This window comes from Pedobacter sp. GW821-FHT01D05, from assembly GCF_059422505.1.
Genome location: NZ_JBWKXA010000004.1, coordinates 431,611 through 458,132 on the forward strand (window position 1 = coordinate 431,611; position 26,522 = coordinate 458,132).

Below are 26,522 nucleotides of genomic sequence, written 5' to 3' on the forward strand. Positions count from 1 at the left end.
TGTGGGTTAATTTATCTCATAAAAATCAATATGAACGACATGACTAATAAACTAAGCCACTCCATTTTTTAAACTATATACTTCTCCTTCGTAAAGCCCCGCCAACACCTGCACGGCCATTTTGCTTCTTTGCCCGGTTTGGCAATAACACACTACTTTTTTGTGCTTTGGGATAGCGGTAAGCGATGCTGTTAACCCGTAAAGCGGAAGGTTGATGCCTCCAATATTATTTTCTTCATGTTCGTAACCCTCGCGTACATCAATTAAAAAAACTTCATCCGCATGGGTTTCCAGCCAGCGATCTAATGTTGTGCTATCGATTTCTTGTACGGCTTTATCGGTTTTGGCCGGCGCTGGCTTTGCGGTATCAGCTGTTTTTTTTGCGGCGATTTTAAATACCATTACGGTATTGTTCAGCGCATTAACAATCATCAGTTTGCCCGCAAGTGTTTCGCAAATGCCGCAGATTAATTTTAGGGCTTCATTGGCCATGTACAGGCCTATTAGGCCAGGTAAAATGCCGATCACCCCTCCCTCTATACAGTTAATATTTTCGGTTGGCGGTGCCGGATAAAGGTCTCTATAGTTTGCACCGCCCTGGTGGTTAAACACCGCAACCTGGCCTTCGAACTGTAAAATAGAACCGAAAATAAGTGTTTTGCCTAAAGCCACACAGGTATCGTTCACCAGGTAACGGGTGGTAAAATTATCTGAACAATCGATCACCAGATCATAATCCTGGCAAATGTTTATCGCATTATCAGCCCTAAAACGTTCGTGATAGGCATTGAAACCCACGTGCGGATTAAGCAATTGGAGTTTTGCCATGGCAATTTTTGCTTTAGGTTGCCCAATATCAGTATGATTATATAAAATCTGCCGGTGCAGGTTGCTCAATTCTACCACATCATCATCTACAATTCCGATTGTTCCTACACCCGCTGCGGCCAGATACTGTAATACCGGGCAGCCCAAACCACCTGCGCCGATAAGCAATACTTTGGCGGCTTTTAGCTTCTCTTGCCCCGCCAAGCCCAGCTCGGGCAGGATGATTTGGCGGTTATAGCGGCTTAATTCTTCTTTTATTAACATGATTTTTGGATCAAACTCATATCCCAATCTTTCCAAATGGGCTCATAACCCTGTTTTCTGATCATGGCCGCAATTTCCTGTGCCGAGCGTTCATCAGATATTTCGAACTGCTCCAGCGATTGAGGTTCTACCTGGTAACCACCGGGATTGGTTTTAGAACCCGCACTAATGGCGGTAATGCCCAGCTTAATCACCTGGTTGCGGAAAGCTACGGTTTCGCGGGTAGAAATAGACAGCTCTACTTCGCTGTTGAATAAACGGTAAGCACAGATCAGTTGCACCAATTCCTTATCGTTCATCACCACTTTAGGTTCTAAACCACCGCTAAAAGGCCGCAGCCTGGGGAAAGAAATACTGAATTTACTTTGCCAATACTGTTTTTCGAGGTAAGAGAGATGCAGGGCCGTAAAAAACGAATCCGTACGCCAGTCTTCCAGCCCAATTAATACGCCAAGCCCCATTTTATGGATTCCGGCCTGCCCCAAGCGGTCAGGCGTTTCTAAGCGATATAAAAAGTTAGATTTTTTGCCCTTTGGATGGTGTTTCCGGTAATCATCCTGGTGATAGGTTTCCTGGTAAACCAGTACGGTATTTAACCCGTGCGGAATAAGGGTTTCATAATCGGCTACATCCAAAGGCTGCACCTCCATGGATATATGGGCGAAATGTGGACTGATGAGGTCTAATACTTTTTTAAAATAATCGGTGTGTACACTTTGGTTGGCTTCGCCCGTTACCAGCAGCACATGGTCGTATCCCATACCCTTAATTACGGCCACTTCCTGCATAATTTCCATTGGGTTGAGCGTTCTCCGCCTTACCTTATTGTCATAACTGAAACCACAATAGGTACAGATGTTATTGCATTCGTTGGAGAGGTAAAGCGGTATATACATTTGTATTACCCGACCGAAACGGTCTAAAGTTAATCGCTGGCTAATTTGCGCCATATCTTCAAGATAAGGCAATGCTGCGGGAGAAATAAGCGCTTTAAAATCTTCCAGATCCCGTTGTGTATTGCGCAATGCCCGCTCTACATCTGCAGCCGTTTTATCGTAAATACTGACCTTGGTATCGTCCCAATTGTAAGATTCGAATACCCCGTTAAAACTCTTCATCTAAAAATGCGGTTAGTGGACTGCTTGCTGCAGCATAATGTGTTTGAGCGCCTAATTTAGACTCGAAAGCCATTCTGCCGGCTTCTATAGCCAATTTAAAGGCAATAGCCATATTGGTTGGATCTTTGGCAATAGCAATGGCGGTGTTCACCAAAACGGCATCAGCACCAATTTCCATGGCTTTGGCCGCATCAGACGGTGCACCTATACCGGCATCGATAATGACCGGAACCCTGCTCTGGCTGATGATAATCTCTAAAAAATCGATGGTTCTTAAGCCCTTGTTACTGCCAATTGGGGAGCCCAGCGGCATTACCGCTGCCGTGCCCACATCTTCCAAACGTTTACATAAAACCGGGTCGGCATGGATATAAGGCAAAACCACAAAACCGAGTTTAACCAGTTCTTCGGTGGCTTTTAAGGTTTCGATCGGATCTGGCATGAGGTATTTCGGATCTGGGTGGATTTCCAGTTTAATCCAGTTGGTTTCTAAGGCTTCACGTGCCAGTTGAGCGGCAAAAACGGCTTCTTTTGCATTGCGCACACCAGAGGTATTGGGCAATAAATTGATGTGCGGATATTTAAGGTGATGAAGGATATCGTCGTCCTTGCCCTTTAAATCTACACGTTTGAGCGCTACGGTAACCAGTTCGGAGGCCGAGGCAATTAAGGCACTTTCCATCTCTTTGGCAGAACTGAATTTTCCGGTACCGGTAAAGAGGCGAGAGCTAAAGGTTTGATCTGCTATGGTTAACATATCTGTAATTTTTAAATCGAATGAATACTGAACTTGCTGTTGATTTCTTCAAGAACCGCAGCCGTTTGTGTTTGGTTGGTGAGTGCTGCCGAGATGGCAATTCCGTAAATTCCGGTTTCGAGTATAGCCGGAATATCTGCTGCTTCAATGCCGCCAATGGCAATAATGGGGGTGCTGATTCCAACTTTACGCACTTTTTCCATTATTTTGTGGTAACCTGCCAAACCCACAACCGGGCTCAGGTTTTCTTTGGTCCGGGTAAACCTAAAGGGGCCAAGGCCAATGTAATCGGCACCCTCCGCAACCCTTTGCAAAATGTGTTCGAAAGTATTGGCTGTGCCGCCGATGATCTGGTGTTTGCCGATAATTTTCCTGGCTTCGGAAATGGGCATATCCTGCAGGCCCAGGTGTACCCCATAACTATTTACGGCTTTAGCGAGGTGCGGAAAATCGTTTACGATAAGTTTGGCGCCATATTTTTCGCATAAGGCCTGCGCGGCTTTTGCAAAAGGCAACACCTCGCTTTCGGCCTGGTGTTTAATGCGTAACTGGATCCATTTTCCGCCAGCTTGTAGCACCTGCTCAATGGCATCCAAATGGGTACCTGTTTTAGCTGCTTGCGAGATATATTGTAGGGGCTGAATCATATTGATATTTTTAAAACGGTTGATGGTAAACGAGGCAATGTTGCTGTGCTTTTTTAAAATTGGTTAAAGCTTTACTGGGGTCGTTCCAGATACTGCCCAATAGTGCAACGCCATCGAAATTCATTTCTTTTACCCGATCGATCTGGTTTAAACCGATTCCACCCAGCGCAATCAGTTTTGTCTTGCTGTTAGGCTTGTTTAAATGAAAACCTGCAGGGATAACCCCCATATAACCGGGTTTGGAAAGGCTGTTGAATACGGGGCCATAAAAGCTGTAACGGTATGGCCTAATGCAATCTATATCTGATAACTGATGAATAGATGTGCTCCATATATGCTTTTGCGGCTGGGTATTGGGTGTAATACTTTTTCTAAAGCTTTCTGTATGGTGGATTCTATTGATGTTATAATCGTTGGCCAGTGTATGGAAATGGTGTAAAGCGATGCGTGGATGATATTCCGGTAAAATCCCTTCCACAATTTTGCGGTAACCGGCCTCATCTGCATTTTCTTTTCGTAAATGAAAAACCTGTAAACCGGCTTCGAAAAGCTGATTTACAAGAAGACATTCTTCCTTAAAAATAGTAGGCTTGGCAATTACAATCAGTTCCATAGCGGCTTAAGAATAAATTTCGCTTCCTTTTTGGGTAAACTCTTTCGATTTTTCCTGCATGCCCTGCGCTAAAGCCGCTTCTGCTTCCACACCTTGTTTTGCGGCATATTCCCTCACATCCTGCGTAATTTTCATGGAGCAGAAATTCGGTCCGCACATGGAACAGAAGTGTGCAATCTTGGCACCCTCTGCAGGTAAGGTTTCATCATGGAATTCTTTTGCGGTATCTGGATCGAGTGAGAGGTTAAACTGATCTTCCCACCTAAATTCGAACCTGGCCTTGCTTAAAGCATTATCACGGTATTGTGCGCCTGGGTGGCCCTTGGCTAAATCGGCTGCATGGGCGGCAATTTTATAGGTGATTACGCCGTCTTTAACATCTTTTTTGTTCGGCAGGCCTAAATGTTCTTTAGGGGTTACATAACAGAGCATCGCTGTGCCAAACCAGCCGATCATGGCAGCGCCAATGGCCGAGGTAATGTGGTCGTAACCGGGTGCAATATCGATCGTTAATGGGCCTAAAGTGTAAAATGGCGCTTCGCCGCAATGGTCGAGCTGTTTTTCCATATTGGCTTTGATCAGGTGCATGGGTACATGCCCAGGGCCTTCTATAATCGTTTGTACATCGTGTTTCCAGGCTATTTTTGTGAGTTCGCCAAGCGTTTCGAGCTCCGAAAACTGTGCGGCATCATTTGCATCGGCAATACAGCCAGGCCTTAAGCCATCGCCTAACGAAAAGGCCACATCATAAGCCTTCATAATTTCGCAGATCTCCTCAAAATGGGTATACAGGAAATTTTCTTTGTGATGGGCCAGGCACCATTTGGCCATAATAGATCCGCCACGCGAAACAATACCGGTAATCCTTTTAGCGGTTAAAGGCACATAACGGAGCAGAACACCGGCATGGATGGTAAAATAATCTACGCCTTGTTCGGCCTGCTCAATCAACGTATCGCGAAAGATTTCCCAGGTGAGGTCTTCGGCTTTTCCGTTTACTTTTTCTAAGGCCTGATAAATAGGAACGGTACCAATGGGCACCGGCGAATTGCGGATAATCCATTCGCGGGTTTCGTGGATATTTTTTCCTGTTGATAAATCCATAATGGTATCGGCTCCCCAACGGCAGGCCCAAACGGCTTTTTCTACTTCTTCTTCGATGGTAGAGGTTACTGCCGAGTTACCGATATTGGCGTTAATTTTTACCAGAAAGTTTCGGCCAATAATCATGGGTTCGAGTTCGGGGTGGTTGATATTGCAGGGAATTACCGCCCTGCCAGAGGCTACCTCTGCCCTTACAAATTCGGGTGTGATGTAACCTTTTGGGGTATTTGCGCCAAAGCTATTGCCTTGGTGCTGGTGGTTCATTACCTCGTGCTGATCGCCCAACTGCGCATTTAACAGTTCGATCTGCTGGTTTTCCCTAATGGCGATATATTCCATTTCGGCCGTTATGATGCCTTTTTTGGCATAATGCATTTGAGATACATTGGCGCCGGCTTGTGCTTTGTAAGGTTTGTTGATGAAATTAAAGCGTAAGGCATCAAGCTTCTCATCGGCCAGGCGCTGCTGCCCGTAAGCAGAAGATGGCTCAGGGAGTTCTACCACATCAAGCCTGTCTTTTATCCATTGCTCCCTGATCCGCGGTAAGCCTTTTTTTACATCAATAACAGCATTGGGATCGGTATAGGGACCGCTGGTATCGTAAACAGTTACGGGCGGATTGGGCTCGGTTAAGCCAAATCCGTTATGGATTTTGGTTTCCGATAAACTGATTTCGCGCATGGCCACCTGGATATCGTGGATTTTTCCGGGTACAAAAATCTTGCGTGAGGCCGGAAAAGGACTGCGGCTGATCACCTCTTGGTTCGGTGTTTTTTCTTGTTTCATGTTGAAATGTTTGAAGGAGAGAATGAGTGATTGAGTGAAGGAGAAAATGAAGGAATGAGTGATTGGGTAAATTTTGAATGTAAAGTATCTCCCGTTCCATCATTCAAAATTCTCTCATTCAATCGTCCCATTACCCTCCCTGCGTGGCTTTGATGAGTATAACCTGATCAGCTGGATTTAATACATGGGTTGCCCAGTCTGATTTGGGAATAATGGTTTGGTTTATGGCTATGGCAAGGCCATTTGTTTCTGTTGAAATAACAGCAGCAAGCATCTGTTCGATGGAACAGGCCTCGTTGAGCAGATAGTTTTGATTGTTTATAGTTACTTCCATATGCTAAAAAATTGGAAAAACTATAGAGATTGCCCCAAAATGGAGATCGAAAAGACAGCAATGTGATTGCTTTCACTTTTCCCTTCGGCAGTACTAACTGCATCAGGTTCAAAGGGTATTTCTCAGCACGTAGGCACCCCTAAAGTTTTTTGTAAATATATGCGATTAAATTTCTAATGCAAATAAAAATTGACATAGATAAAATCTATAAAATGCTAGCGATAATATAGAGATAGGGATAGAGGAGTTCAAAATTGTCATCCTGAGTGTGACGAAGGATCTTTACTAGGTGTAACATCGGAAAAAGATCCTTCAATGCTTTCAGGATGACAATTGGGACGATTAAAACAAAATTTTCATCACTCAATTTTCGATCCCCGACTCCCGATTAGACTCCCTCATCCATCTTTTCTGTTTTTTAACCGCAAAGTGCACAAAGGGAAGGCACAAAGGTCGCAGTGTTGGGTGTAAAAAGCAGTCGTCATTCCCGTGCAGGCGAGAGTTTTAAAGCATATTGCATTATCACCATATAAGAAATGTAAGAAAATATTAGACCCTTGAGCTTATATGAGCCTCCTATGTCTTACATGGTTCAAATTAAAAAGATCCTTCACTACCGACTTCGGACTAAAGGCTAATTAACCAATCCACGCCAACTGCCTTTCGCAAAACGCAAAAATTCCTTACCTTTGCAGCATTACCAAAACACCCCATACATGTAAGATTCATTTCTTTTCAGAAAATAGATAACAAGCAGAACGGTTCCGTTCCTGCAATTATTTACCATAAAAAAGAAATTTATGCTTATTCTACAAGGGGCTAACTATATCCACCCCAATGGAGATTTACTGTTTTCAGACTTAAATCTTACCATCAATAAATACGAAAAAACTGCACTCATTGGCCATAATGGGGCTGGGAAATCGACACTTTTAAAAATTTTGTCAGGTAAACTCAAACCAACTGCCGGATATGTTAAAACGGAATCGGAGCCTTATTATGTGCCACAGCTTTTTGGTCAGTTTAATGATTTTACCGTTGCGCAGGCCCTCGGGATTGAAGATAAACTAAAAGCGCTGAACGAAATCCTCGGCGGGGAAGTAACCGACGAAAATTTGGCCATACTTAACGATGACTGGACCATTGAGGAACGTTGCACGGAAGCTTTGCGTTTTTGGCGATTGGCAGGTTTAGACTTAAACCAAAAAATGGAAAGTTTAAGCGGCGGACAAAAAACCAGTGTGTTTTTGGCCGGCATGTCGATACACCGCCCGGATATTGTTTTGATGGACGAGCCGACCAATCATTTGGATCTGGAAGGCAGAAACAGGTTGTACGATTATATCCGATTGACCAGAAATACTTTGGTGGTGGTGAGTCACGACCGTACTTTGTTGAACCAAATTGAGAAAGTTTGCGTGTTAAGTGAACGGGGAATAACCGTATATGGCGGAAATTACGATTTCTATGCTGCTCAAAAGAAAATTGAAAATAATGCTTTGAACAATGATTTACGAGCAAAGGAAAAAGCACTGCGCAAGGCTAAAGAAGTGGAAAGGGAATCGATGGAACGGCAACAGAAGCTTGATGCCAAAGGGAAGAAAAAACAGGAAAAAGCCGGATTGCCGACCATTTCGATGAATACGTTAAAAAATAATGCGGAAAAAAGTACGGCAAAATTAAAGGCTGTGCATACCGAAAAGCTCGATCATATTTCTGCTGAATTAAGCCAGCTCAGGTCTGCACTGCCCGATGCAGGCAAAATGAAAATCGGTTTTAACCAAGCCAGGCTGCACAAAGGAAAAAGTATTGTTGAGGCTAAGGAGCTCAATTTTGCTTTTCACGATCAGTTACTTTGGAAGGAGCCGCTTAGTTTTCAGGTTTTTAGTGCGGAGCGTTACCTGATAAAGGGCCGGAACGGATCTGGCAAAAGCACCTTGATCAAGCTTATTTTGGGGCAGCTCCAGCCCTCAACGGGAAGTTTAAATAAAGCAGGCGTTAGCTCCATATATATCGACCAGGATTATTCGTTGATTGATAATCAACTTACGGTTTACGAACAGGCCCAGCAATACAACTCGGGTGCATTGCAGGAGCATGAAGTAAAAATCCGTTTAAACCGGTTTTTGTTTGGCAAAACCGATTGGGACAAACCTTGTTCGGCCTTAAGTGGTGGTGAGAAAATGCGGTTGATGCTTTGTTCGTTAACCATCGGCAACCAATCGCCCGAGCTGATGGTACTGGATGAGCCTACCAATAACCTCGATATCCAGAACATAGAAATTTTAACGGCAGCCATTAACGAATATCAGGGAACGCTTTTAGTCATATCGCACGATGCATATTTTCTTAAGCAAATCTGTGTGGAACATAGCATTGATCTTTAAAATAAATATATAGCCTTATCTTCGTTCTAAATTATTAAAATCAGTATACCTATGCAAAGCCTGTTAGCACTACAAAGCGGCGAACTTAAAGGAGCAGTATCGTTAAAACTTTCTGAAAACCTAACCGGGTTCCCAAACGAAATATTCGAGTTGGCCGATACTTTGGAAGTGCTGGATTTATCTTTTAATAAATTAAGTACATTACCGGCAGATTTTGGCCGTTTAAAGAAACTGAAGATTTTCTTCTGTTCAGAAAACCTTTTTACGGTAATGCCAGAGCAATTGGCCGACTGCCCTTTGCTGGATATTGTAGGTTTTAAATCTAACCAGATTAAAACGGTGCCTGCAAAATCGCTGAACCCTAATCTTCGCTGGCTGATTTTAACCAACAACAACATTGCCGAATTACCAAAAGAGATTGGGCAGTGTACGCGGATGCAAAAGCTGATGTTATCGGGTAACCGTTTAACACAATTGCCCGACGAATTAAGTAATTGCCAGAATTTAGCCCTACTGCGGATTGCTGCTAATAAACTGCATGAGCTGCCACAATGGATTGCCAATATGCCTAAACTTTCGTGGATTGCATTTTCCGGGAACAACTTTAGCAAAACACCTGCTGTAGAAACACTTTCGTTAATTAACTGGCACGACTTAGAGATTAACCATTTATTGGGTGAAGGGGCTTCGGGCATCATCTCAAAAGCAAACCGGACTATTGGTGATGAAACCCAGGAGGTAGCCGTTAAAATATTTAAGGGCAATGTAACCAGCGATGGCTTGCCAGAAGATGAAATGACGGCCTATATTGCTGCGGGTTACCACCCTGGTTTGGTTAATTTAATCGGACAGATTGCCCTGCACCCAGAAGATAAAAAAGGACTAGTGATGGACCTCATTCCGCATCATTTTTATAACCTGGGTAATCCGCCGAGTTTAGAAAGCTGCACCAGGGATGTTTTTCCTGAAGGTACGCAGCTGTCAGAAACACAGCTGCTGAGTATTGCCAAAACCATTGCCTCCTTAGCTGCACAATTGCACGGGGCCGGAATTATGCATGGCGATTTATATGCACACAATATCTTAATTGATGATGAGGGCAGTACGTTGTTCGGCGATTTTGGTGCCGCAAGTTTTTATGATCAGGCTGATGCTCCGCTCGCTTTTGCGCTGGAGCGGATTGAAGTTAGTGCTTATGGTTACCTGCTCGATGATTTACTTTCTTTAAAAAGCGAAACGGTAAGCGAAACGTGCTCGAATGCTCTGGGTGCCTTAAGAGATGCCTGTTTAGTCGAATCGCCCTTAAACAGGCCTGGTTTTCAGGATTTGGTTGATGCTTTAGCGAAGATTTCATTATAAAGTTGTTAATCTGAGTCCCTAGAAAAATCGTCATCTAGATCCGATAGCTATCGGATGGAGCAAAGCGAAATGGAGAGTTCTGTGAGCTACACTTAATCATAGATTTCTCCGCTACGGTCGAAATGACGACCACTTTATAAAAAAAAATATTAATTCTGCTGTTTTTTTGCCCAATCTAACCTGCGCTGATCTGGCGTGGGTGTAACCTTGAAATTTTCGAATGTGGCGTTAAAGCCCTTGCCATCAGGACAGGCAGCCACAAGGCCCACCATTACAGGAGCATTATTCTTAAAATAACACGTACGGATCATGGTGTATTTTTTATCATCCAGTGAGTAAAAAATCTCTACTGCATCAAGTTTTCTAACGGCTTTCATCCAGATAGATGCTGGTGCCTGAGCTAATTCTACTACGCTCCAGTCACTTGTTTTATGCGTAACCACCGCACTTACATTTTGTTTGCCATTCACAAATTCTACTCCCGCCTTAATCCATTCTTCTTCATTAATTCGGAGCATAATACCCATCTGATCGAAGGTGGTTACATAATTGCCGGTAATTTTTACTTTTACCTCAAATTCACCACCATAAGTGGCATAATAAAAAGGGGCATCATCCACGGTAAAGCCATAATGCGAGATCCGCCAGTAATCTGTTTTGGCAGGAACAAATAAGCTAAATGTGTTTTTATCCTTGATTTCCCACTTTTCAGGTTCGTTAAACCAGTTCATTTTAGCAAGGCTCTGGGCAGCTGACTTTTGTGTGTTTAATACGGCAAGTAAGGCCATGGCGGTTAGTAATTTAAGTTTCATTTGTGTGTTAGCGGTTGGTTTTGTGTGTTTGTGTATTGCAAACTTAAAGCAAGCATCAACTTTTGGAAAGGACATAGATCACTATTTTAATGTGATTATTATCACGTACATCGGATAAGGGCAATTGTCTCAGGTTTATAAATCTTTAATAAACAGTACATTTGTGCTGTTGTATCAGAAACATGGAAACAAATTTTTTAAGGGCGCATATTGATCAGATTGTTTGTTTAACAGATGAAGAATTTCAATATGCCGAATCTTTTTTTACCAAGCGGAAATATAGAAAACATCAATATATTATTCAGGCAGGTGATGCAGCCAGTTGCGAACATTTTGTACTGAAAGGAATTGTGAAGTCTTCTTATACCGACCATGAAGGCAAAGAATACATTTTACAGCTTGCCATGGAAGAGTGGTGGTTCTCAGACCCGAACGCTTTTAACACCGGAATGCCGGCAACCTTAAATGTAGACTGTATTGAAGATACCGAAACCCTTTCTATCTCTTTTGAGAACAAGGAAAAACTTTGTGCTTCTTCCCGGAAAATGGAATACTTTTTTAGGAAAAAGTACACCACAGGAAACATGGCTTTGCAAAAACGGGTATTGGCGCTATTGAGTAATAATGCGGGCGAGCGTTACAAACAATGGCGCAATCAATACCCATCTTTACAAAAGAGGATTTCGAAAACCCTTATTGCATCTTATTTGGGTGTTACCAGGGAAACTCTAAGCCGTTTATCGCTCTAGGTATGGTAAGGGAAAAACAATAAGGGCTTTGTTTTATTTGTGGCTGCTATAATTAACCATCCATTGGATACCGAACCTGTCTTTAAAGCTGCCGAAGTAATCGCCCCAGAACATATCGTCCATTGGCATTTCGATGGTGCCACCTGCTGAAAGGCCATTAAAGAAGCGATCGGCATCTTCACGGCTCTCTGTATTGAGGTTAATGTACATGTTATTGCCTTCTTTAAGTACATGCCCTGCGGAAGGTACACAGTCAGACGCCATTAAAACTGTATGCTCATTAATGGGTAGGGCTACGTGCATTACACGGTTTTTTTCCTCCTGGGTTAATTTATCCGATTCGGGTGCATCGCCCATTTTTGCAAAGAAGGTAAATTCTCCTCCGAAAACCGATTTATAAAAATTAAAAGCTTCTTCGGCCTTGCCGTCGAAGTTTAAGTAAGGGTGCATGGTTGCCATAATCTTATTTCTTTTGTTTACAACTAAGTTACTGCACCTTTTAATGATAAAATGGGTGTACTTGAGACAAATGTAAGGGCGTTTTCGACATTTGAAAATTAATAAATTTATATGATTCCATCTTGTTGCGATGACCTTAACCCGGATGCTGAGCTTGAGAAAACACTGTTTTTAAATAGACTAAAATGTTTTATTCATTTTATTGTGGATTTTGGATAAGTTATTGTTTTACAGATGAATAAAACTGAACGGAAATAAATCCATATCTTTTTTCATATTTGTATCAGGGTATTAAACATTTATTGAAACAATTCTCGATCGTCCCAAAATAATTTTAGATTTGAGTAAACACGTCCTCTTTTTGAGGGCGTGTTTTTTTTTGCAAAAAAAAACCTTTCATTGCTGAAAGGTTTCGTGTTTAATCTAAATCGTCCCGTTGATTTAATTTTAACAATATAAATATAGTTATCAACATGTTAACATCAAATTAAAAGGTAAAAATACCCCTTTATGGGTAGTGGTTTTCACTACACCGCGATACGGATATTTTAATGTGGAAAATTATTTGCTCGCTTCAATACTCCATTTATAAGCGGGTAACGTTGCCAACAACAAGCTGGAGGTACTTACTACGAAAACAGAATAATTAAAAGGGCCCTGTAATTTGCAAAGGCGAACATACAGCGGGCAAAAGCAAGTGTTAGTAAAAAACTGCCTATAGCCGCCAACTTAATTTTGTATCCTACGATAAGCATTACCGCAAACACCAGCTCGCCAGTGGTGGCAATAATAGCCATTACATTGGCTACAGGCCTTACTAAAAAGGGCATTAGCGTATTGGTATAATCTAAAAATACCGACCAATTGCCCAAGCTAGCTTTTCCTTGCGTATGGTAACCTGCCTAGAAACACTCTACTTCCCAAAACCGCGACCAGTTTTCGCCTATATCCAGCTTTACTATCCCCTCTTTGCGTGTTAATTCCTGATCGTGGTTAACACCATCGGCCACTCCGCACCAGGGCTCTAAGCAGATAAAAGGGGCATCGGTAGCAGCCCAAATGCCGAAGAAAGGGAAGTCTTCGAAATGGAAATGCAGGCCATAATCGTTTTTGGTATTGAGCAAGCTGATGCAGTTGCTCTGCAGGGTCTTAAAAACCAGCGCATCGTTATAAAACAGCTCATGTTTAAGGTTTAACCTGTGGCCACCCAGTTCAATGAGTGCTGTTTCATCGGCCACTAAACCATCTTCGAGTTTCCAGAAAGTTAATTTCTCATCGGCATTAAAGGCCAGGTAATAATCTTCATAAACGGTATTGGGTGTGTTCGGTACAGCAAAAGCCGGGTGTGCACCAATTGAGAATAAAAGCTCGGCAGTACCTGTGTTTATTACCTCGTAAGTTAAATTCAGTTTCCTGTCGATTAGCCGGTACCTCAGTTTCAGCTCGAAATAAAAAGGATATGCTTTTAAGGTATCTTCATTTTGGGTTAAACTAAAAACGGCCTCGGTTTCACTTATTTTTTCGATATTAAAAACATGATCGCGGGCAAAACCGTGGCGTGGCAGCGTATAGCTTTTACCTTGATAAGTAAAACTGTTGTTTTTTAATGAGCCAACAATAGGAAATAAAACCGGACTGTGTTTTGCCCAATATTCAGGATTGGCATTCCACAAATATTCCAGCTTTGTTTCTTTACTAAATATGCCTTGAAGTTCTGCGCCTTTAGCCGCCAGGCTAACTTTTATATAGTCGTTCTCGAGAGTTATCATTTGCAGTCTAAATTAACAAAAAGATGTATTTTAAAAATATCTTTTTTATTAATTTTGATCAGTACTTAAAGCTTAAGCAAATGAAAAGCTTAAAGCGCTATTTATTTTATTACCCGCGCATTTACTTTCGCTTAAAATAAAATCAGAAACCCATGGCGATAGATTTAACAAAATTATCAAATGCAAAAGTAAAGGCCGCTATTACCGCATTGCAAAAAGGCGATGAAAAAACATGGTTTCCTTTATTTGCCATCGATGTTGCCTTTTACGACGACGGAAACCAGATGAAATTTAATAACTTTTTTAAGAAAGCGCTGGGACATGAGCGTTTTACCAGTATAGATAAGGTTGAAAACAACGGATTGGAGGTGTATGGCCATTTCCACTCCGACCAATGGGGCGATTTTAAAACCTGCTTTAAATTTAAGGTAAACAAAGAGGGAAAAATAGCGAGGTTGGATATTGGGCAGGCTTCTTATTAGTCTTTAGTCCTGAGTCCAAAGTCTTGAGTCTAATCATCGATTGATAAGGACTCAAGACTACTAACTCAAGACTTTGTACTTATCCCTTCTCTTCCCAAATACAGGCGATGTTAATAATGGTTTGTACAGCTTTTTCCATGTCCTGTACACTTACCCATTCTTGTTTACTATGAAAAGCGTGTTCTCCGGCAAAAATATTGGGGCAAGGTAAGCCCATGTAAGAAAGCCGCGAGCCATCGGTTCCACCACGGATACTTTGTTGTTTTGCCACTACGCCTGCCCGTTCAATGGCTTCAATTCCATATTGCACAATTTTAGGATGCTGATCTAAAACCTGTTTCATGTTGCGGTACTGCGCTTTAATATCAATTTTGTAGGTAGACTTTGGATATTTAGCCATCACCTTTTTTACGGTTTCTTCTAAAAAATGGCCATGTGCGGCTAGTTTTTCATCTGTAAAATCTCTGATGATAAACTGTGCCTCTGCCTCTTCTACCTGTCCGTTCATGCTTACCGGGTGGATAAATCCTTCTTTTTGATGGGTAGCTTCCGGAGTGAGTGTATCTTTTGGCAGCGAATCTAAAATTTCGGCAAGGATCTTAATGGCGCTTTCCATTTTTCCTTTGGCAAAGCCCGGGTGAGTACTTACGCCATAAATTTTAAGGGTGGCGCCGTCAGCAGAAAAGGTTTCATCTTCGATTGAGCCCAGTGTTTCTCCATCTATGGTATAGCCAAAATCGGCACCTAATTTCTTTAAATCGGCTTTGTCTACGCCGCGGCCTATTTCTTCATCAGGGGTGAAAAGTAGCTTTATGGTTCCGTGTTTTACATCAGGATTGCGCATTAAAAAGGTAGCTGCCTCCATAATTTCTGCTAAGCCTGCTTTATTATCGGCACCTAATAAAGTTGTCCCGCTTGCTGTGATAATATCGTTACCAATTTGGTGTTTTAAGTCTTTGTTTTCAGACAATTTTATCACAATATTGTTATCGTCGGGCAGAATTAAGTCTTGTCCTTGATAATTGTCATGAATAATCGGTTTAACATTTTCACCACTACAATCTGGCGAGGTATCCATGTGCGAGCAGAAGAAAATTACGGGTAACGGCTTGTTTGTATTTGAAGGGATGGTACCATATACATAACCATTATCATCCATTTCGGCATCAGTAACGCCAATTTCTAACAGTTCCTGAACCAGTTCTTTCCCTAAATTTTTTTGTTTTAGGGTTGATGGGCAAGTTGGAGAATTCGGATCAGATTGGGTATCAATCTTCGCATATTTTATAAACCGCTGCTCCAGAGATTTGTTAAAGTTGGTGTATGTGCTCATAATTCAAAGGTAAAAGTTATAGATATTCGATAAACATATTATTTTTGTAAAAAAACGATATGATTTTTAAATTGCTGAGAGCTACATATATAACCCTTCTGCTTGTTTTTATAGGAAGTTTTTCTTTTGCCCAATCTAATTACTTTAAAATGTCGTATGGTTTTGGTGGAGGTATAAACAAATCTTATACTGATGTGTACAAAGGAAGTTTTGGCTACACTGCCTATGGCGTATTCGATTATCATATCACGCCGTTTGTAACGCTGGGTTTAGAGGGGCAGTATGGTAGGGTTCAAGGAGGAAACATCGAAACCGATCCGCACAACCGTCAGTTTATCAATCAATATACCGCCATTACGGCCAATATAAAGCTAATGCTTGGCGAGGTGGCAGACTACAATAAAAGCGAATTTTTATACAATCTAAGAGGTTTGTATGTGGGCTTGGGTATAGGGGCTATTAACAATAAGATTACCGATATTGTAAGGTATAAACCAAGTTGGGCAGCTTACGACCCTGGCTACGGGCCTTTTCCTGGTCAAGACAAAACCGTTAATCTCTTGGTGCCTTTAAACTTTGGTTTCAACTATTACATCAACGATGGATACGGTTATATGCGGTATATCATCAATATCAATGCACAATCGAACTTTACTTTCGGCGAAGGCCTTGACGGTTATAACGATCCAAGTAGCAAATTTAAAAACTACTCACCTGATGTTTATAACTCCTACACCATAGGTTTTAAATACATGTTCGGAACGATTAAATCTTATCGTAAAACACTTTAATAACAGCATTTCATTTCTTAGATTTAAGGCATGAGAAAATTCTTTGTGTTTTGTTTGCTTTCGATGAGATTAAAAGCTGCCGCACAAAAAACACCTTTCGAGTTAAGCGGAAAAATTGAAACCACAACTTACACTGCCGCAATTTCTTATTACGAAAATTTGGCTAAAACTTATCCAGAGGCTAAGCTATTCACCTATGGAAGTACAGATTTTGGTAAGCCTTTGCATGTGTTGGTTTTATCGCGTGATCGGGTTTTCGATCCTTCGGTGATTAGAAAGCAGGATAAAAGGATTTTATTGATCAACAACGGCATTCACCCTGGCGAACCAGAGGGTATAGATGCATCAATGATGCTTGCCCGCGATTTGCTTAAAGCAGGTAAACTGCCAAAAAATGTAGTGATCTGCATTATTCCATTGTACAATATAGATGGCAGTTTTAACCGTAGCGGAACTTCGAGGGCCAACCAGAACGGCCCAGTTGCCTATGGTTTTAGAGGGAATAGTAAAAACCTCGATCTGAACCGTGATTTCATTAAAACCGATTCAAAAAATTCGGCAGCATTTCAACTCATTTTTAATACCTGGCAACCCGAAATATTTGTAGATACGCACACCAGTAATGGCGCTGATTATCAATATGTAATGACACTTATCCCGACACAAAAAGATAAGCTGAACCCAATTCTTTCTGATTATTTAACTAAAACGTTGGTGCCCGATCTATATGTCGGAATGGAAAAGATGGGTTACCCGATGATTCCCTATGTAAATTCGATAGGTGAAACGCCAGAAAGCGGAATAACCGGATTCATAGATCCTCCACGTTATTCTACCGGATATACCACGCTGCACAATACCATAGGTTTTATGCCCGAAACGCATATGTTAAAGTCGTACGGTTTGCGTGTGGATGCCACTTATAAGCTTTTGCAGACCTATATTCAGGTTGTAGCGCGTGATGCCAGGGTTATTGGAGAGAATAAGCGGAAGGCCGATGAAATTGTGGCTGCACAAAAGGAATTTCCTTTAGAATGGAAGCTGAATAAAACCGAGGTAAACGATCTGAGCTTTAAAGGCTTTGAGGCGGGGCAAAAACCCAGCACGGTAAGCGGCGCTGATCGTTTATATTACGACCGCAATAAACCTTACACCAAAACCATTAAAGAATGGAACAGGTTCGAACCCGCGGTGTCTGTTCAAAAACCGGTTGCCTACATTATTCCGAAAGCCTGGGACCGTGTAATTGCCCTGCTTAAACTGAATAATGTTAAGCTGCAGGAACTTAAAGCCGATCAGAAAATTGAAGTAGAAAGTTATTATATCGGCGATTTTAAAACCGGAACAAGGCCCTATGAGGGGCACTACCTGCACACTGGGGTAAAGGTAAACCCAGTTAAGCAAAGCTTACAGTACTATGCAGGCGATTTTGTGGTTTATGTTAATCAGCGGAGTAACCGGTATATTGTAGAAACCCTGGAGCCACAGGCTACTGATTCTTATTTCAACTGGAACTTTTTCGATTCAATTCTGGATATGAAAGAACATTATTCGGCCTATGTTTTTGAAGATACGGCAACAGCACTGCTTAACAATAACCCAGAACTAAAGCATAAACTAGAAGCGAAAAAAGCTTCGGACGTCGATTTTGCGAAGAATGCGGCTGCACAACTTGATTTTGTGTATAAAAATTCTGATTATTACGAAAAAACACACAACAGATATCCGGTAGCCCGTTTGGTTACAGACGTAAAACTTGATTTAAAATAAGCCTAATGGAATACTTCAATATTGCACCAGTTGCCTCCGTAATTTTCGTTTTTACCATTATTACCAGCTTATACGCTTTCTATGATCATGCGCTATATGGCAAGTTTATGCTGCATCCCTACAGTGTATCAAGGGGCCATAAGGCTTGGACAGTCATAACAAGTGGCTTAATACATACTGATTGGATGCATCTGATTTTCAATATGTACACTTTCTTGATGTTCTCGTTTAAACTTGAAAGATTGATGGGTAGTTGGAGATTTGCATTATTGTACATTGTAGCTCTGATTTTAAGCGATCTTCCAACAATATTCAAATATAAAGACAACTTTAATTACAATAGTCTGGGAGCTTCGGGCGCAATTAGTGCTGTAGTATTTGCTTGTATATTATTTGATCCTCTTGCAACATATGGAATCATATTTATTCCATTTGTGAGAGTATATGCGGTTATATTTGGTATTCTTTATCTAATTTATTGTGTTTACGCATCAAAAAATTCCAGAGACGGTATTAACCACGATGCACACTTTTTCGGTGCCTTAACCGGGCTGATTTTTACGATCATTTTTGTTCCGGGCATTTTGCAGAACTTTATTGCCATGTTAACAGGAGGGAGATAGTTTAACTTCTTCATCTCGACTGAAGCATAGCAAAATGGAGAGATCTATCAACACAGATTTCTCGACTTCGTTGCACTCGCTCGAAATGACGATCTCGTTTAGGTTATCGAAAAATTTAATCAGTGCAAATCTGTTGCAAAAAACTACCCTGCAGTAGGTAAACAAGGCTTCTCGAAGAAACTCATGGGTTCATCAGGGTTTTTAATAATCTCGAATACCACATAACCCCAGGGTTTCCAAAAGTTTTCCAATACCTGTGCATATACTTTATTTTGCCAAACATCAAAAAGCGGTTTGGTCATGTTGCCCCGTAAAGGCATAGCTTCGATATAGGTGGTGCCTTCTACTGGCATAAAAGTATATTCGGGCAAGCGGTTAAACAGATAGGCCGAATAATAAAAGCGGGCGCTCAACTCTTCAAACTGTTCGGCGGTTAAAGCTTTTCCTTTTATTTCGTTGATGATGTCCTGATGATAGCGTTTATTCGTACCATTATCCTGTAAACAGGCGATGATACCAAAATCTTTCATTTTTAACGAGAAGGTTAAAGTATTTATCTCATCACGGAAACTGAACGGTGTTTCTCCGTTTTCTAATTTCACTACCGTGATAGACCATGGTGAAAAATCTTCAAACTCCAGACTGGTATACAGGTTCTGCATCATGAAATTCAGATTGGCAAATTTCATCATTAATGATTGCGACATATTTAAACCATCGGCAGTCATTTCCTTGCGTAGGGCTGAGTGCATTTCGATATATACAAAGCCGTATAAAAACTTGCCTATCCAGTTAAAAAGATCTAGTTCGGGCAGTGCAGAAACGGCATTGTAACCTGTTGCAAAGGCTGTTTCGATCTTGTTTTCAAGCGGGTTTAAAAACTGCTCGTTTACCTCGTTGTTTACCGGGATAACCAGGGTGTTGTAGGAACGGATACTCTCATCCAAAAACTGGATCTGCTCTTCGCCACTCAAGCCCGCCTGTGCTAACAACCATTTTGGAATTAACGGCACCTGAACAACAGGCGAATTAAAAGTTTTGCCGCTTAAGAAGCAGATTTTGTATAAAAAATCGAAGTTTTGGAAAGGATTGTATAAACCGGTATTCATCACCGCAATATTAACCATTATATTTTTAGGGCTTTGCACCGATATTTTATTTTAACGCAGGGATTACAACCGCCTGTCCCTGTTAGTTGACTCATTTTACCTATTACCCTTGCAGGGGTAAATAAAGATTTGTCATCCTGAGCTTGTCGAAGGACCTGCTTAAATACGCTTTAAGGTGTTTCGACAAGCTCTCCGTAGGAGTCCTTTGGACAACATGACAGTATCTTAGGTGTCGTCTTACGATACTACCTCAACGAAAGACATCGCTATACCATTTCCATTAACAGGGTGAGGTCTACAGGTTGTTATAATAATAACTGATATCATCAACCAGCTGGTTGTAAATGGGTTTGGTAAATTCTAAAAACAAAGCACTTGGCGGTGGTGGCAATTGCTCCCTCCTTCTGGTAATGGCCAATTGTTGTTTACTCAGCGCCCTGTCATCGCCTTTATAGGTTGCCCAACTATCTCTCCAAACATAGGTTCCTGGGAATTTTTGCTGGCGTACCAGCTTTTTTGTTTTCCAATCGGTAATGCTCATATCCAGTAAACCCGATGAGGAGATATTCTTTTCGAAAATACTTAAGGTGGCTTTAACTGTACCGTAAATTGGTTTTTTCTCACGGGTTTCGCCAATTACCACACTGTCGCGTTTCAACTTTTCTACCCTTTCTTTTACATAGGTCTGGCCTACCACAAAATCGTCAAAGTTTAAGCTCAATACCTGATCGGGAATAATTTTTTGATCTGTTGCCTGTGTTTCGCCATAAAAAATCACAAATTTATTTCTTGAGTAATTGCCAATAAACTGATCAATCTGTTGCTGAAAATAATCAGCGCTTAATTTGTACATGCCGCTGTTTACAAAAATCGGTTGTACCACAACCCTAATTACTGCTGCCCAATAAGCATCCTCCATTTTGGCTTTGGCATCTTTATAATTTGGCTGAAGATTTTGTGTTTTTTCGAACTCATAATAAGCTTTTTTTGCCGACTGGCGGTTGTTTTCTCTTAAATACCCTAAACCCGAATTATATCTTGCGGCAGCAGCATTGTATTTACTATCAGCAAGTTCATTGATGTATTTTGAAGGTCTTGGAACAATGGTCAAGCAAGCTGGGCAACTGTTAATATCATCAGCCAATTGATTGATTTTTTGATAATCGTACATCACCGATTCCCATCTGAAAAGATCGTTGGATATTTTAGCTTCTTCAATTTTTCGCAAATGATCCTGTAGCGCTAAGTCGTATGCTGTTTTTAGCACTTCCATAGCCTCACTGTTTTTTGGCGAGTTTTGCAACCTGCTTACTGCTTTGGCAACCGAAGCATCATAATCACCTTTTTGTAAGGCTTTTTTCCCGGTGGTACATCCCCCAATAATTATTAAGGATAAATAAATAAAATACCGTAATCTTGAAATGTTTTTCATGGCAGTGGTAGTTGCGTTAATAAACAAAGATAATTTGTAAGGCGATAATTACCTTATTTATTTAGAAGACGATTGATAATGAAGATTAGTTGCAGGCAATTTGAATTAGAATTAAAACATCCTTTTTCGATCTCGAAATTTACCCGTACCAGCACCCCCTTAATGCTGTTAAAGATAGAATATGAAGGCGTAACAGGTTATGGCGAGGCCTCGATGGTGCCGTATATGGGTGAGAGTTATGAAAGTGCGACAGCTTTTCTAAGCCTTGTAGATTGGGATAAAATCCAATATCCATTCGATTTTGAAGAAATTATTGTCTATCTGGATAGTCTTGCTCCAGGCCAGCCAGCCATTAAAGCGGCTATTGATATTGCCCTTAACGATATACAAGGGAAGCTGTTAAATAAACCCTGTTATGAAATTTACGGCGCAGATCCAGCTAAAATGCCGGTAACTTCCTACACCATTGGAATTGATACGCCTGAAGTAATCCGCGAAAAACTGAAAGATGCCGAAGCTTTTAAAGTGATCAAAGTTAAACTGGGGAGAGATAACGATCGGGAAATTATCGAAACAATAAGAAGCATGACCAATGTGCCCTTATATGTGGATGCGAACCAGGGCTGGGCAGATAAAATTAAAGCGATCGATTTAATTTATTGGCTGCATAACCAGGGTGTGGTGTTAATCGAGCAGCCTATGGATAAAAATAACCTCGATGGGAACGCATGGTTAACCGAGCGCAGTCCGATCCCGCTGTTAGCTGATGAAGCCGTACAGCGTTTAGCCGACATGGACAAACTGAAAGGTGCTTATCATGGCATTAACGTAAAACTGATGAAAAGCTGTGGCATGTACGAAGGGCATCAGATGATTTTGAAAGCCCGTTCTTTTGGGATGAAAGTGCTGATCGGTTGTATGAGCGAAACGAGTTGCGCCACTTTGGCTGCAGCTGCTTTGGCACCTTTATGTAACTGGGCCGATTTGGATGGGCCCTGGCTGACCAAGAATAACCCCTTTACTGATCCGGCTTTCGAAAAAGGTAAGTATATCTTAAAAGAGCTACCCGGTCTAGGCTTAACAGGTATTACTTCTGATCTTTTTCTTTAAAACTTTTTCTGATGTCTTTGGTAAGTTGATACTTAAAGTAGAACAAACAGGCAGTAGTGCCTACCAAAAAGCCAGCCGGAAGATATTTAGCATTGTTATAACACCAAACCAATCCAAAAATAGAAAGGATAATGGCTAGGTTATAGAAGATATTTAAAGCAAATTTTTTACCCACGGTAGAAATGATTGAATGACGAAATTAGAGAATGATTGAATGAGAGAATGAATTTTGAATAAGCGATAATAACTTCACTCATTCAAAATTCACTCATGCTATCATTAATATACCGGCATGCTTGGATCAAAAGCCTCTTGCCAAGCTAAAATACCGCCTTTTAAGTTATAAAGATTGTCAAATCCGTATTGTTGCTCTAACTGCATTACTGCTGCTGCGCTTCTTTTTCCACTGCGGCACTGAATAATTACCGGCTTATCTTTCGCAACCTTATCAGCCTCAATTAAAATTCCACCCAAAGGGATATTCTCGCCTTCAAGATTGGAAACCTCGTATTCGAATGTTTCACGAACATCAATTAATTGAAAATCTTCTTTGTTATCGATTTTCTCTTTTAGTTCTTGTACCGATATTTCTTTCATTTTATTAAATGTATTTATGCAAATATAGGAAAATCAACTTTACCCTCCCCATCAAAAAAATGCCATAAAATTTTGTGTAAAACTGTAACAACTTTCGCCCTTAGGCGTTTAACTATAAATAGTTACAAATGGACAAACTGAACCGTTTCTTTTGGTTTTGCTCTGGCGCTCATATCCCGACACTGGAAAAGTATCCTTCAGAACAAAATAAATATACAGGCATTGGCGCCACCATCTTTTTTACCGGCTTATTTGCTGCCCTTTCGGGAGGTTATGCCATGTATTTTGTGTTTAAGGGGGATGATCTGGCGGTAATTTTTGCCGTTGTTTTCGGCTTTTTATGGGGGGCAGCCATCTTTAATATGGACCGTTATATTGTATCGAGTATTAATAAAAGTGCAAGTACCAACAAACAGTTGTTGCAGGCTACACCGCGTATTCTGTTGGCCATTATGATTGGTATGGTTATTTCGAGACCAATAGAGCTTAAAATTTTCGATAAAGAAATTAAAGAACGCCTAAAGGTGAGTTACCTAAACGGGCAGCGTTCTAAAATTGATACCTTGAACAAAGCTTTCGAGAAAAAATATCAGGTAGAATTTGGCAGATTAAATCAACAGAAAGCTACGAGAGATTCACTTGAAAAAGGAATTAAAGCGGATAGACAAAAACTTAATTTCGAGATTTTTGGAAACAAAACTACCGAAACATCAGGAGTAATGGGCTACGGACCGTATGCCAAACGTAAGGAAGCCGAAATTGCACAACGTACGGCCGAATTAGATTCGTTAAAAGCGGCCATCAATAAATCGGAAGGTTTTGTAGATAAACGAAAAGAATTTGATGGCCTGTTTACCGAAAAGCTGTACACCAAAAAACAGTTAGACAGTTTATCGGATATTGCGGGTTTTGCCGACCGCAACTGGGCATTAGGGCAGCTTAAATTTAATGTAGATGGCACACGGGATAACAATACGGCAATTGCGGTTACTTTTATCGGGCTGCTGTTTATCTTTTTTGAATGTTTGCCGGTGTTTGTAAAACTGATGAGTGCACGCGGGCCTTATGATTATGCTATAGCGGATGGGGACGAGATATCGATTTATCATTCTAAAAAAGACAAGGATTTCCATTTTGAAGTGGCCGATAATATTCACGAAACAAGGGTCGATTCCGAATCGTCAAAGAAGAAGGAAATTATAAAAGGAAAAGCTTACCGCGATCTCGAAAAACACGATTGGGACAGCTAAGGGGAATGTAAGAAGAAAGTTGGAGCGGATGGTTCATGGTCAGATGGTTCATAGGTCATGGCTTAAACTCCTAAACTATTAAACCGAAAAAAATCAACTGTGAACATAGACCATCAACGATTAGCCATCGTACATTTTACCTCAAACATCTTCCATTTTTATTAAATTGCCCTTATAATCCCGATTCTTATGAAGAAATTTTTAGGTGCTGCGGTATTTGGTCTACTATCGTTTCAGGCTTTTGCCCAAAATGAGATCAGTTATACGGTTGCCTTTCCAAACGTTATCCATCATGAAGCTGAAATCAGCATGTTAATCCCTAATGTGCCTGCGGGTACATTAAAGGTTAGAATGAGCAGGTCGTCTCCGGGCCGTTATGCTACACATGAATTTGGAAAAAATGTCTATCACCTGAAAGCTTTCGATGCATCAGGTAAACAGCTGGCCATTAAACAAACGGCGGGCGATGTTTATGAAATTCCCAATCATGGCACCAGTGTAAAAGTAAATTATACACTTTTTGGAAACTGGATTGACGGCACCTATGCTGGTTTCGACGAAACCCATGCACACATGAATATACCTGCAACTTTTGCTTTTCCGGTAGGCATGGATAACAGACCGCGGCTGGTGAAATTCAATTATGCCGAAAAACCAGGCTGGAAAGTAGCTACACAGCTTAAGCCAATGGCCGATGGGACTTATTTCGCGCCAAATCTTCAATATTTTATGGATAGTCCTACCGAAATTGCCAATTATAAAACGGCAAGCTGGCAGGTTAAAAATACCGATGGTAAAGTGCAGACCATCCATTTAATTACGCATGCTAACGACGATCAGAAAACCATCGATAATTATGCTGAGATGCTTAAAAAAATGGTAGATGAACATTTTGCCGTTTGGGGCGAATTCCCCACATACGATTATGGTAATTATTATTTTCTGGATGATGTGTATCCGGAGAATGCGGGTGATGGAATGGAGCATAGAAACTCTACTTCGATTGTGCAGCGCACACCAAAAATTGCAGGTTATGAGTCTAACCTCCTGGGTACTTTTTCGCACGAATATTTCCACAGCTGGAATGTAGAACGTTTAAGGCCAAAAACTTTGGAGCCCTTCAATTTTGAGCATGCCAATATGAGTGATGAACTTTGGCTGGCTGAAGGCTTTACCCAATATTACGGCAATTTGCTGTTAACCAGGGCGGGTTTAAAAACTACCGACAATGCCATACAAACTTTTAATGGTTTGGTAAATGCTGTTTTACTGTCTCCCGGAGCAAAAAAATTTTCGCCGATAGAGGCCAGTAGGTATGCGGTGTTTGCCGATGCCGGAGTGGCTATCGATCAGACCAATAAAGGCAATATTTTTACTTCGTATTATACTTATGGCGCCGCTACTGCCCTGGCTTTAGATCTGCGCTTAAGAACCGAATTTAAGCTTAGTCTTGATGATTATATGCGTGCACTTTGGAAAGCCTACGGTAAACCTGAAATTGCCTACACCGTTCCTGATTTAGAGAAAAGCCTTGCAACGCTGACTAAAGATCCTGCTTTCGCTGCCGATTTTTTTAAAAATTATATTTACGGCACCAAAAAGAACGATTATGCCAAGCTGCTTTTAAATGCAGGCCTTGTTTTGCGCAAAGCAAACCCTGGTAAAGCTTTTGCTGGCTTTGGTAAGATTAATACATTGGATGGAAAATTGATTTTAGGTCAAACGCTGATGGGTACACCGGCATACCAGGCAGGTTTAGACGTTGATAATGTATTGCTATCCATCGATGGTGAGGTATTAAAAGATCTTGCTGCGGTTACGGCCATTACTGATGCCCACAAACCCGGCGATGTACTGAAGGTTACTTATCTTTACCGTGGAGAAGAGAAAACAGCTCAATTAACCTTGACAGAAGATCCAGCCTTAGAAATCGTTGCCATTGAAAAAACAGGCGGGAATTTAACACCGGCCATGCAGACTTTTAGAGATAAATGGTTAACATCGCATGTAAAATCTAAATAGCAAAAAAATACTTATTA

At 41.2% G+C, this 26,522-nt stretch carries 26 protein-coding genes and 1 riboswitch; of the genes, 10 read left to right on the top strand and 16 right to left on the bottom strand.

Going from position 1 to position 26,522, the window contains the following annotated elements; translation table 11 throughout:
* Positions 1–51: 51 nt before the first annotated feature.
* From moeB to thiS, 7 genes are all read right to left on the bottom strand, one after another.
* Positions 52–1,092: a molybdopterin-synthase adenylyltransferase MoeB gene (gene moeB, locus AC07VK_RS16865; RefSeq protein WP_492961908.1), complete on the bottom strand. Its 1,041-nt coding sequence runs from the start codon at positions 1,090–1,092 to the stop codon at positions 52–54.
* Positions 1,086–2,210, bottom strand: a complete 1,125-nt coding sequence (gene thiH / locus AC07VK_RS16870) for a 2-iminoacetate synthase ThiH (protein WP_492961910.1) — start codon at positions 2,208–2,210, stop codon at positions 1,086–1,088. Before thiH ends, moeB begins: the two co-directional genes overlap by 7 nt.
* Positions 2,197–2,967: a thiazole synthase gene (locus AC07VK_RS16875; protein WP_492961912.1), complete on the bottom strand. Its 771-nt coding sequence runs from the start codon at positions 2,965–2,967 to the stop codon at positions 2,197–2,199. The genes thiH and AC07VK_RS16875 overlap by 14 nt, the downstream gene beginning before the upstream one ends.
* Positions 2,968–2,978: 11 nt before the next feature.
* The gene (locus AC07VK_RS16880; RefSeq protein ID WP_492961914.1) at positions 2,979–3,614 is read right to left on the bottom strand and encodes a thiamine phosphate synthase; all 636 of its coding nucleotides are present in this window, start codon (positions 3,612–3,614) and stop codon (positions 2,979–2,981) included.
* Positions 3,615–3,624: 10 nt separating this feature from the next.
* Complete coding sequence (locus tag AC07VK_RS16885; RefSeq protein WP_492961916.1) at positions 3,625–4,227, bottom strand: thiamine phosphate synthase; 603 nt, start codon at positions 4,225–4,227, stop codon at positions 3,625–3,627.
* A 6-nt stretch (positions 4,228–4,233) separates the two neighbouring features.
* On the bottom strand, positions 4,234–6,117 hold the full coding sequence (thiC, locus tag AC07VK_RS16890) for a phosphomethylpyrimidine synthase ThiC (RefSeq protein WP_492961918.1): 1,884 nt from the start codon (positions 6,115–6,117) through the stop codon (positions 4,234–4,236).
* 130 nt (positions 6,118–6,247) lie between these two features.
* Positions 6,248–6,451, bottom strand: a complete 204-nt coding sequence (gene thiS, locus AC07VK_RS16895) for a sulfur carrier protein ThiS (protein ID WP_492953696.1) — start codon at positions 6,449–6,451, stop codon at positions 6,248–6,250.
* 62 nt (positions 6,452–6,513) lie between these two features.
* Positions 6,514–6,602: riboswitch (TPP riboswitch) on the bottom strand.
* Between the two features lie 649 nt (positions 6,603–7,251).
* On the opposite strand from thiS, the gene abc-f reads away from it, so the two are divergent.
* Positions 7,252–8,838 (top strand): ribosomal protection-like ABC-F family protein, encoded by a 1,587-nt coding sequence (abc-f, locus tag AC07VK_RS16900; protein ID WP_492961920.1) that lies wholly within the window; start codon positions 7,252–7,254, stop codon positions 8,836–8,838.
* 51 nt (positions 8,839–8,889) lie between these two features.
* Positions 8,890–10,197 carry a leucine-rich repeat-containing protein kinase family protein gene (locus tag AC07VK_RS16905; protein WP_492961921.1) on the top strand — a complete coding sequence of 436 codons (1,308 nt, stop codon included), beginning with the start codon at positions 8,890–8,892 and terminating at the stop codon, positions 10,195–10,197.
* A 149-nt stretch (positions 10,198–10,346) separates the two neighbouring features.
* On the opposite strand, the gene AC07VK_RS16910 is transcribed toward AC07VK_RS16905, so the two are convergent.
* Positions 10,347–11,009, bottom strand: a complete 663-nt coding sequence (locus AC07VK_RS16910; RefSeq protein WP_492961923.1) for a DUF1349 domain-containing protein — start codon at positions 11,007–11,009, stop codon at positions 10,347–10,349.
* Positions 11,010–11,191: 182 nt separating this feature from the next.
* Here AC07VK_RS16910 and AC07VK_RS16915 point away from each other — a divergent pair, with 182 nt between their 5' ends.
* Entirely contained in the window at positions 11,192–11,758 is a 567-nt protein-coding gene (locus AC07VK_RS16915) for a Crp/Fnr family transcriptional regulator (RefSeq protein WP_492961925.1), read from the top strand.
* Positions 11,759–11,791: 33 nt separating this feature from the next.
* On the opposite strand, the gene AC07VK_RS16920 is transcribed toward AC07VK_RS16915, so the two are convergent.
* The 3 genes from AC07VK_RS16920 to AC07VK_RS16930 form a co-directional block, all read right to left on the bottom strand.
* Positions 11,792–12,217, bottom strand: coding sequence for a VOC family protein (locus tag AC07VK_RS16920; RefSeq protein WP_492953692.1), 426 nt, complete (start codon positions 12,215–12,217; stop codon positions 11,792–11,794).
* Positions 12,218–12,846: 629 nt separating this feature from the next.
* Positions 12,847–13,089 (bottom strand): DoxX family membrane protein, encoded by a 243-nt coding sequence (locus tag AC07VK_RS16925; RefSeq protein WP_492961927.1) that lies wholly within the window; start codon positions 13,087–13,089, stop codon positions 12,847–12,849.
* 30 nt (positions 13,090–13,119) lie between these two features.
* Entirely contained in the window at positions 13,120–13,986 is an 867-nt protein-coding gene (locus tag AC07VK_RS16930) for an aldose 1-epimerase family protein (RefSeq protein WP_492961929.1), read from the bottom strand.
* A 152-nt stretch (positions 13,987–14,138) separates the two neighbouring features.
* On the opposite strand from AC07VK_RS16930, the gene AC07VK_RS16935 reads away from it, so the two are divergent.
* Positions 14,139–14,468: a hypothetical protein gene (locus AC07VK_RS16935; RefSeq protein ID WP_029277971.1), complete on the top strand. Its 330-nt coding sequence runs from the start codon at positions 14,139–14,141 to the stop codon at positions 14,466–14,468.
* Positions 14,469–14,547: 79 nt separating this feature from the next.
* On the opposite strand, the gene pepT is transcribed toward AC07VK_RS16935, so the two are convergent.
* The gene (gene pepT / locus AC07VK_RS16940) at positions 14,548–15,801 is read right to left on the bottom strand and encodes a peptidase T (RefSeq protein WP_492961931.1); all 1,254 of its coding nucleotides are present in this window, start codon (positions 15,799–15,801) and stop codon (positions 14,548–14,550) included.
* A 59-nt stretch (positions 15,802–15,860) separates the two neighbouring features.
* Between pepT and AC07VK_RS16945 the strand changes: the two genes are divergently transcribed.
* From AC07VK_RS16945 to AC07VK_RS16955, 3 genes are read left to right on the top strand one after another with little or no spacing between them, the layout of a single operon-like run.
* Positions 15,861–16,592 (top strand): hypothetical protein, encoded by a 732-nt coding sequence (locus tag AC07VK_RS16945; protein WP_492953688.1) that lies wholly within the window; start codon positions 15,861–15,863, stop codon positions 16,590–16,592.
* A gap of 30 nt (positions 16,593–16,622) precedes the next feature.
* Positions 16,623–18,362 carry a M14 family metallopeptidase gene (locus AC07VK_RS16950; RefSeq protein ID WP_492961933.1) on the top strand — a complete coding sequence of 580 codons (1,740 nt, stop codon included), beginning with the start codon at positions 16,623–16,625 and terminating at the stop codon, positions 18,360–18,362.
* 5 nt (positions 18,363–18,367) lie between these two features.
* Positions 18,368–18,985, top strand: coding sequence for a rhomboid family intramembrane serine protease (locus AC07VK_RS16955; protein ID WP_492961935.1), 618 nt, complete (start codon positions 18,368–18,370; stop codon positions 18,983–18,985).
* Between the two features lie 143 nt (positions 18,986–19,128).
* Here AC07VK_RS16955 and AC07VK_RS16960 read toward each other — a convergent pair whose 3' ends face one another.
* Positions 19,129–20,112 carry a hypothetical protein gene (locus AC07VK_RS16960; RefSeq protein WP_492961937.1) on the bottom strand — a complete coding sequence of 328 codons (984 nt, stop codon included), beginning with the start codon at positions 20,110–20,112 and terminating at the stop codon, positions 19,129–19,131.
* A 277-nt stretch (positions 20,113–20,389) separates the two neighbouring features.
* Complete coding sequence (locus AC07VK_RS16965) at positions 20,390–21,526, bottom strand: hypothetical protein (RefSeq protein WP_492961939.1); 1,137 nt, start codon at positions 21,524–21,526, stop codon at positions 20,390–20,392.
* 78 nt (positions 21,527–21,604) lie between these two features.
* Between AC07VK_RS16965 and AC07VK_RS16970 the strand changes: the two genes are divergently transcribed.
* Positions 21,605–22,636 carry a dipeptide epimerase gene (locus tag AC07VK_RS16970; RefSeq protein WP_492961941.1) on the top strand — a complete coding sequence of 344 codons (1,032 nt, stop codon included), beginning with the start codon at positions 21,605–21,607 and terminating at the stop codon, positions 22,634–22,636.
* Here AC07VK_RS16970 and AC07VK_RS16975 read toward each other — a convergent pair.
* Both AC07VK_RS16975 and AC07VK_RS16980 read right to left on the bottom strand, forming a co-directional pair.
* The gene (locus tag AC07VK_RS16975) at positions 22,614–22,811 is read right to left on the bottom strand and encodes a DUF6358 family protein (RefSeq protein ID WP_029277955.1); all 198 of its coding nucleotides are present in this window, start codon (positions 22,809–22,811) and stop codon (positions 22,614–22,616) included. The genes AC07VK_RS16970 and AC07VK_RS16975 overlap by 23 nt on opposite strands.
* Before the next feature lie 104 nt (positions 22,812–22,915).
* Positions 22,916–23,233 (bottom strand): rhodanese-like domain-containing protein, encoded by a 318-nt coding sequence (locus AC07VK_RS16980; RefSeq protein WP_029277953.1) that lies wholly within the window; start codon positions 23,231–23,233, stop codon positions 22,916–22,918.
* A 128-nt stretch (positions 23,234–23,361) separates the two neighbouring features.
* On the opposite strand from AC07VK_RS16980, the gene AC07VK_RS16985 reads away from it, so the two are divergent.
* On the top strand, positions 23,362–24,483 hold the full coding sequence (locus AC07VK_RS16985) for a DUF4407 domain-containing protein (protein ID WP_492961943.1): 1,122 nt from the start codon (positions 23,362–23,364) through the stop codon (positions 24,481–24,483).
* A 189-nt stretch (positions 24,484–24,672) separates the two neighbouring features.
* Complete coding sequence (locus AC07VK_RS16990; protein WP_492961945.1) at positions 24,673–26,505, top strand: M61 family metallopeptidase; 1,833 nt, start codon at positions 24,673–24,675, stop codon at positions 26,503–26,505.
* Positions 26,506–26,522 lie beyond the last annotated feature (17 nt).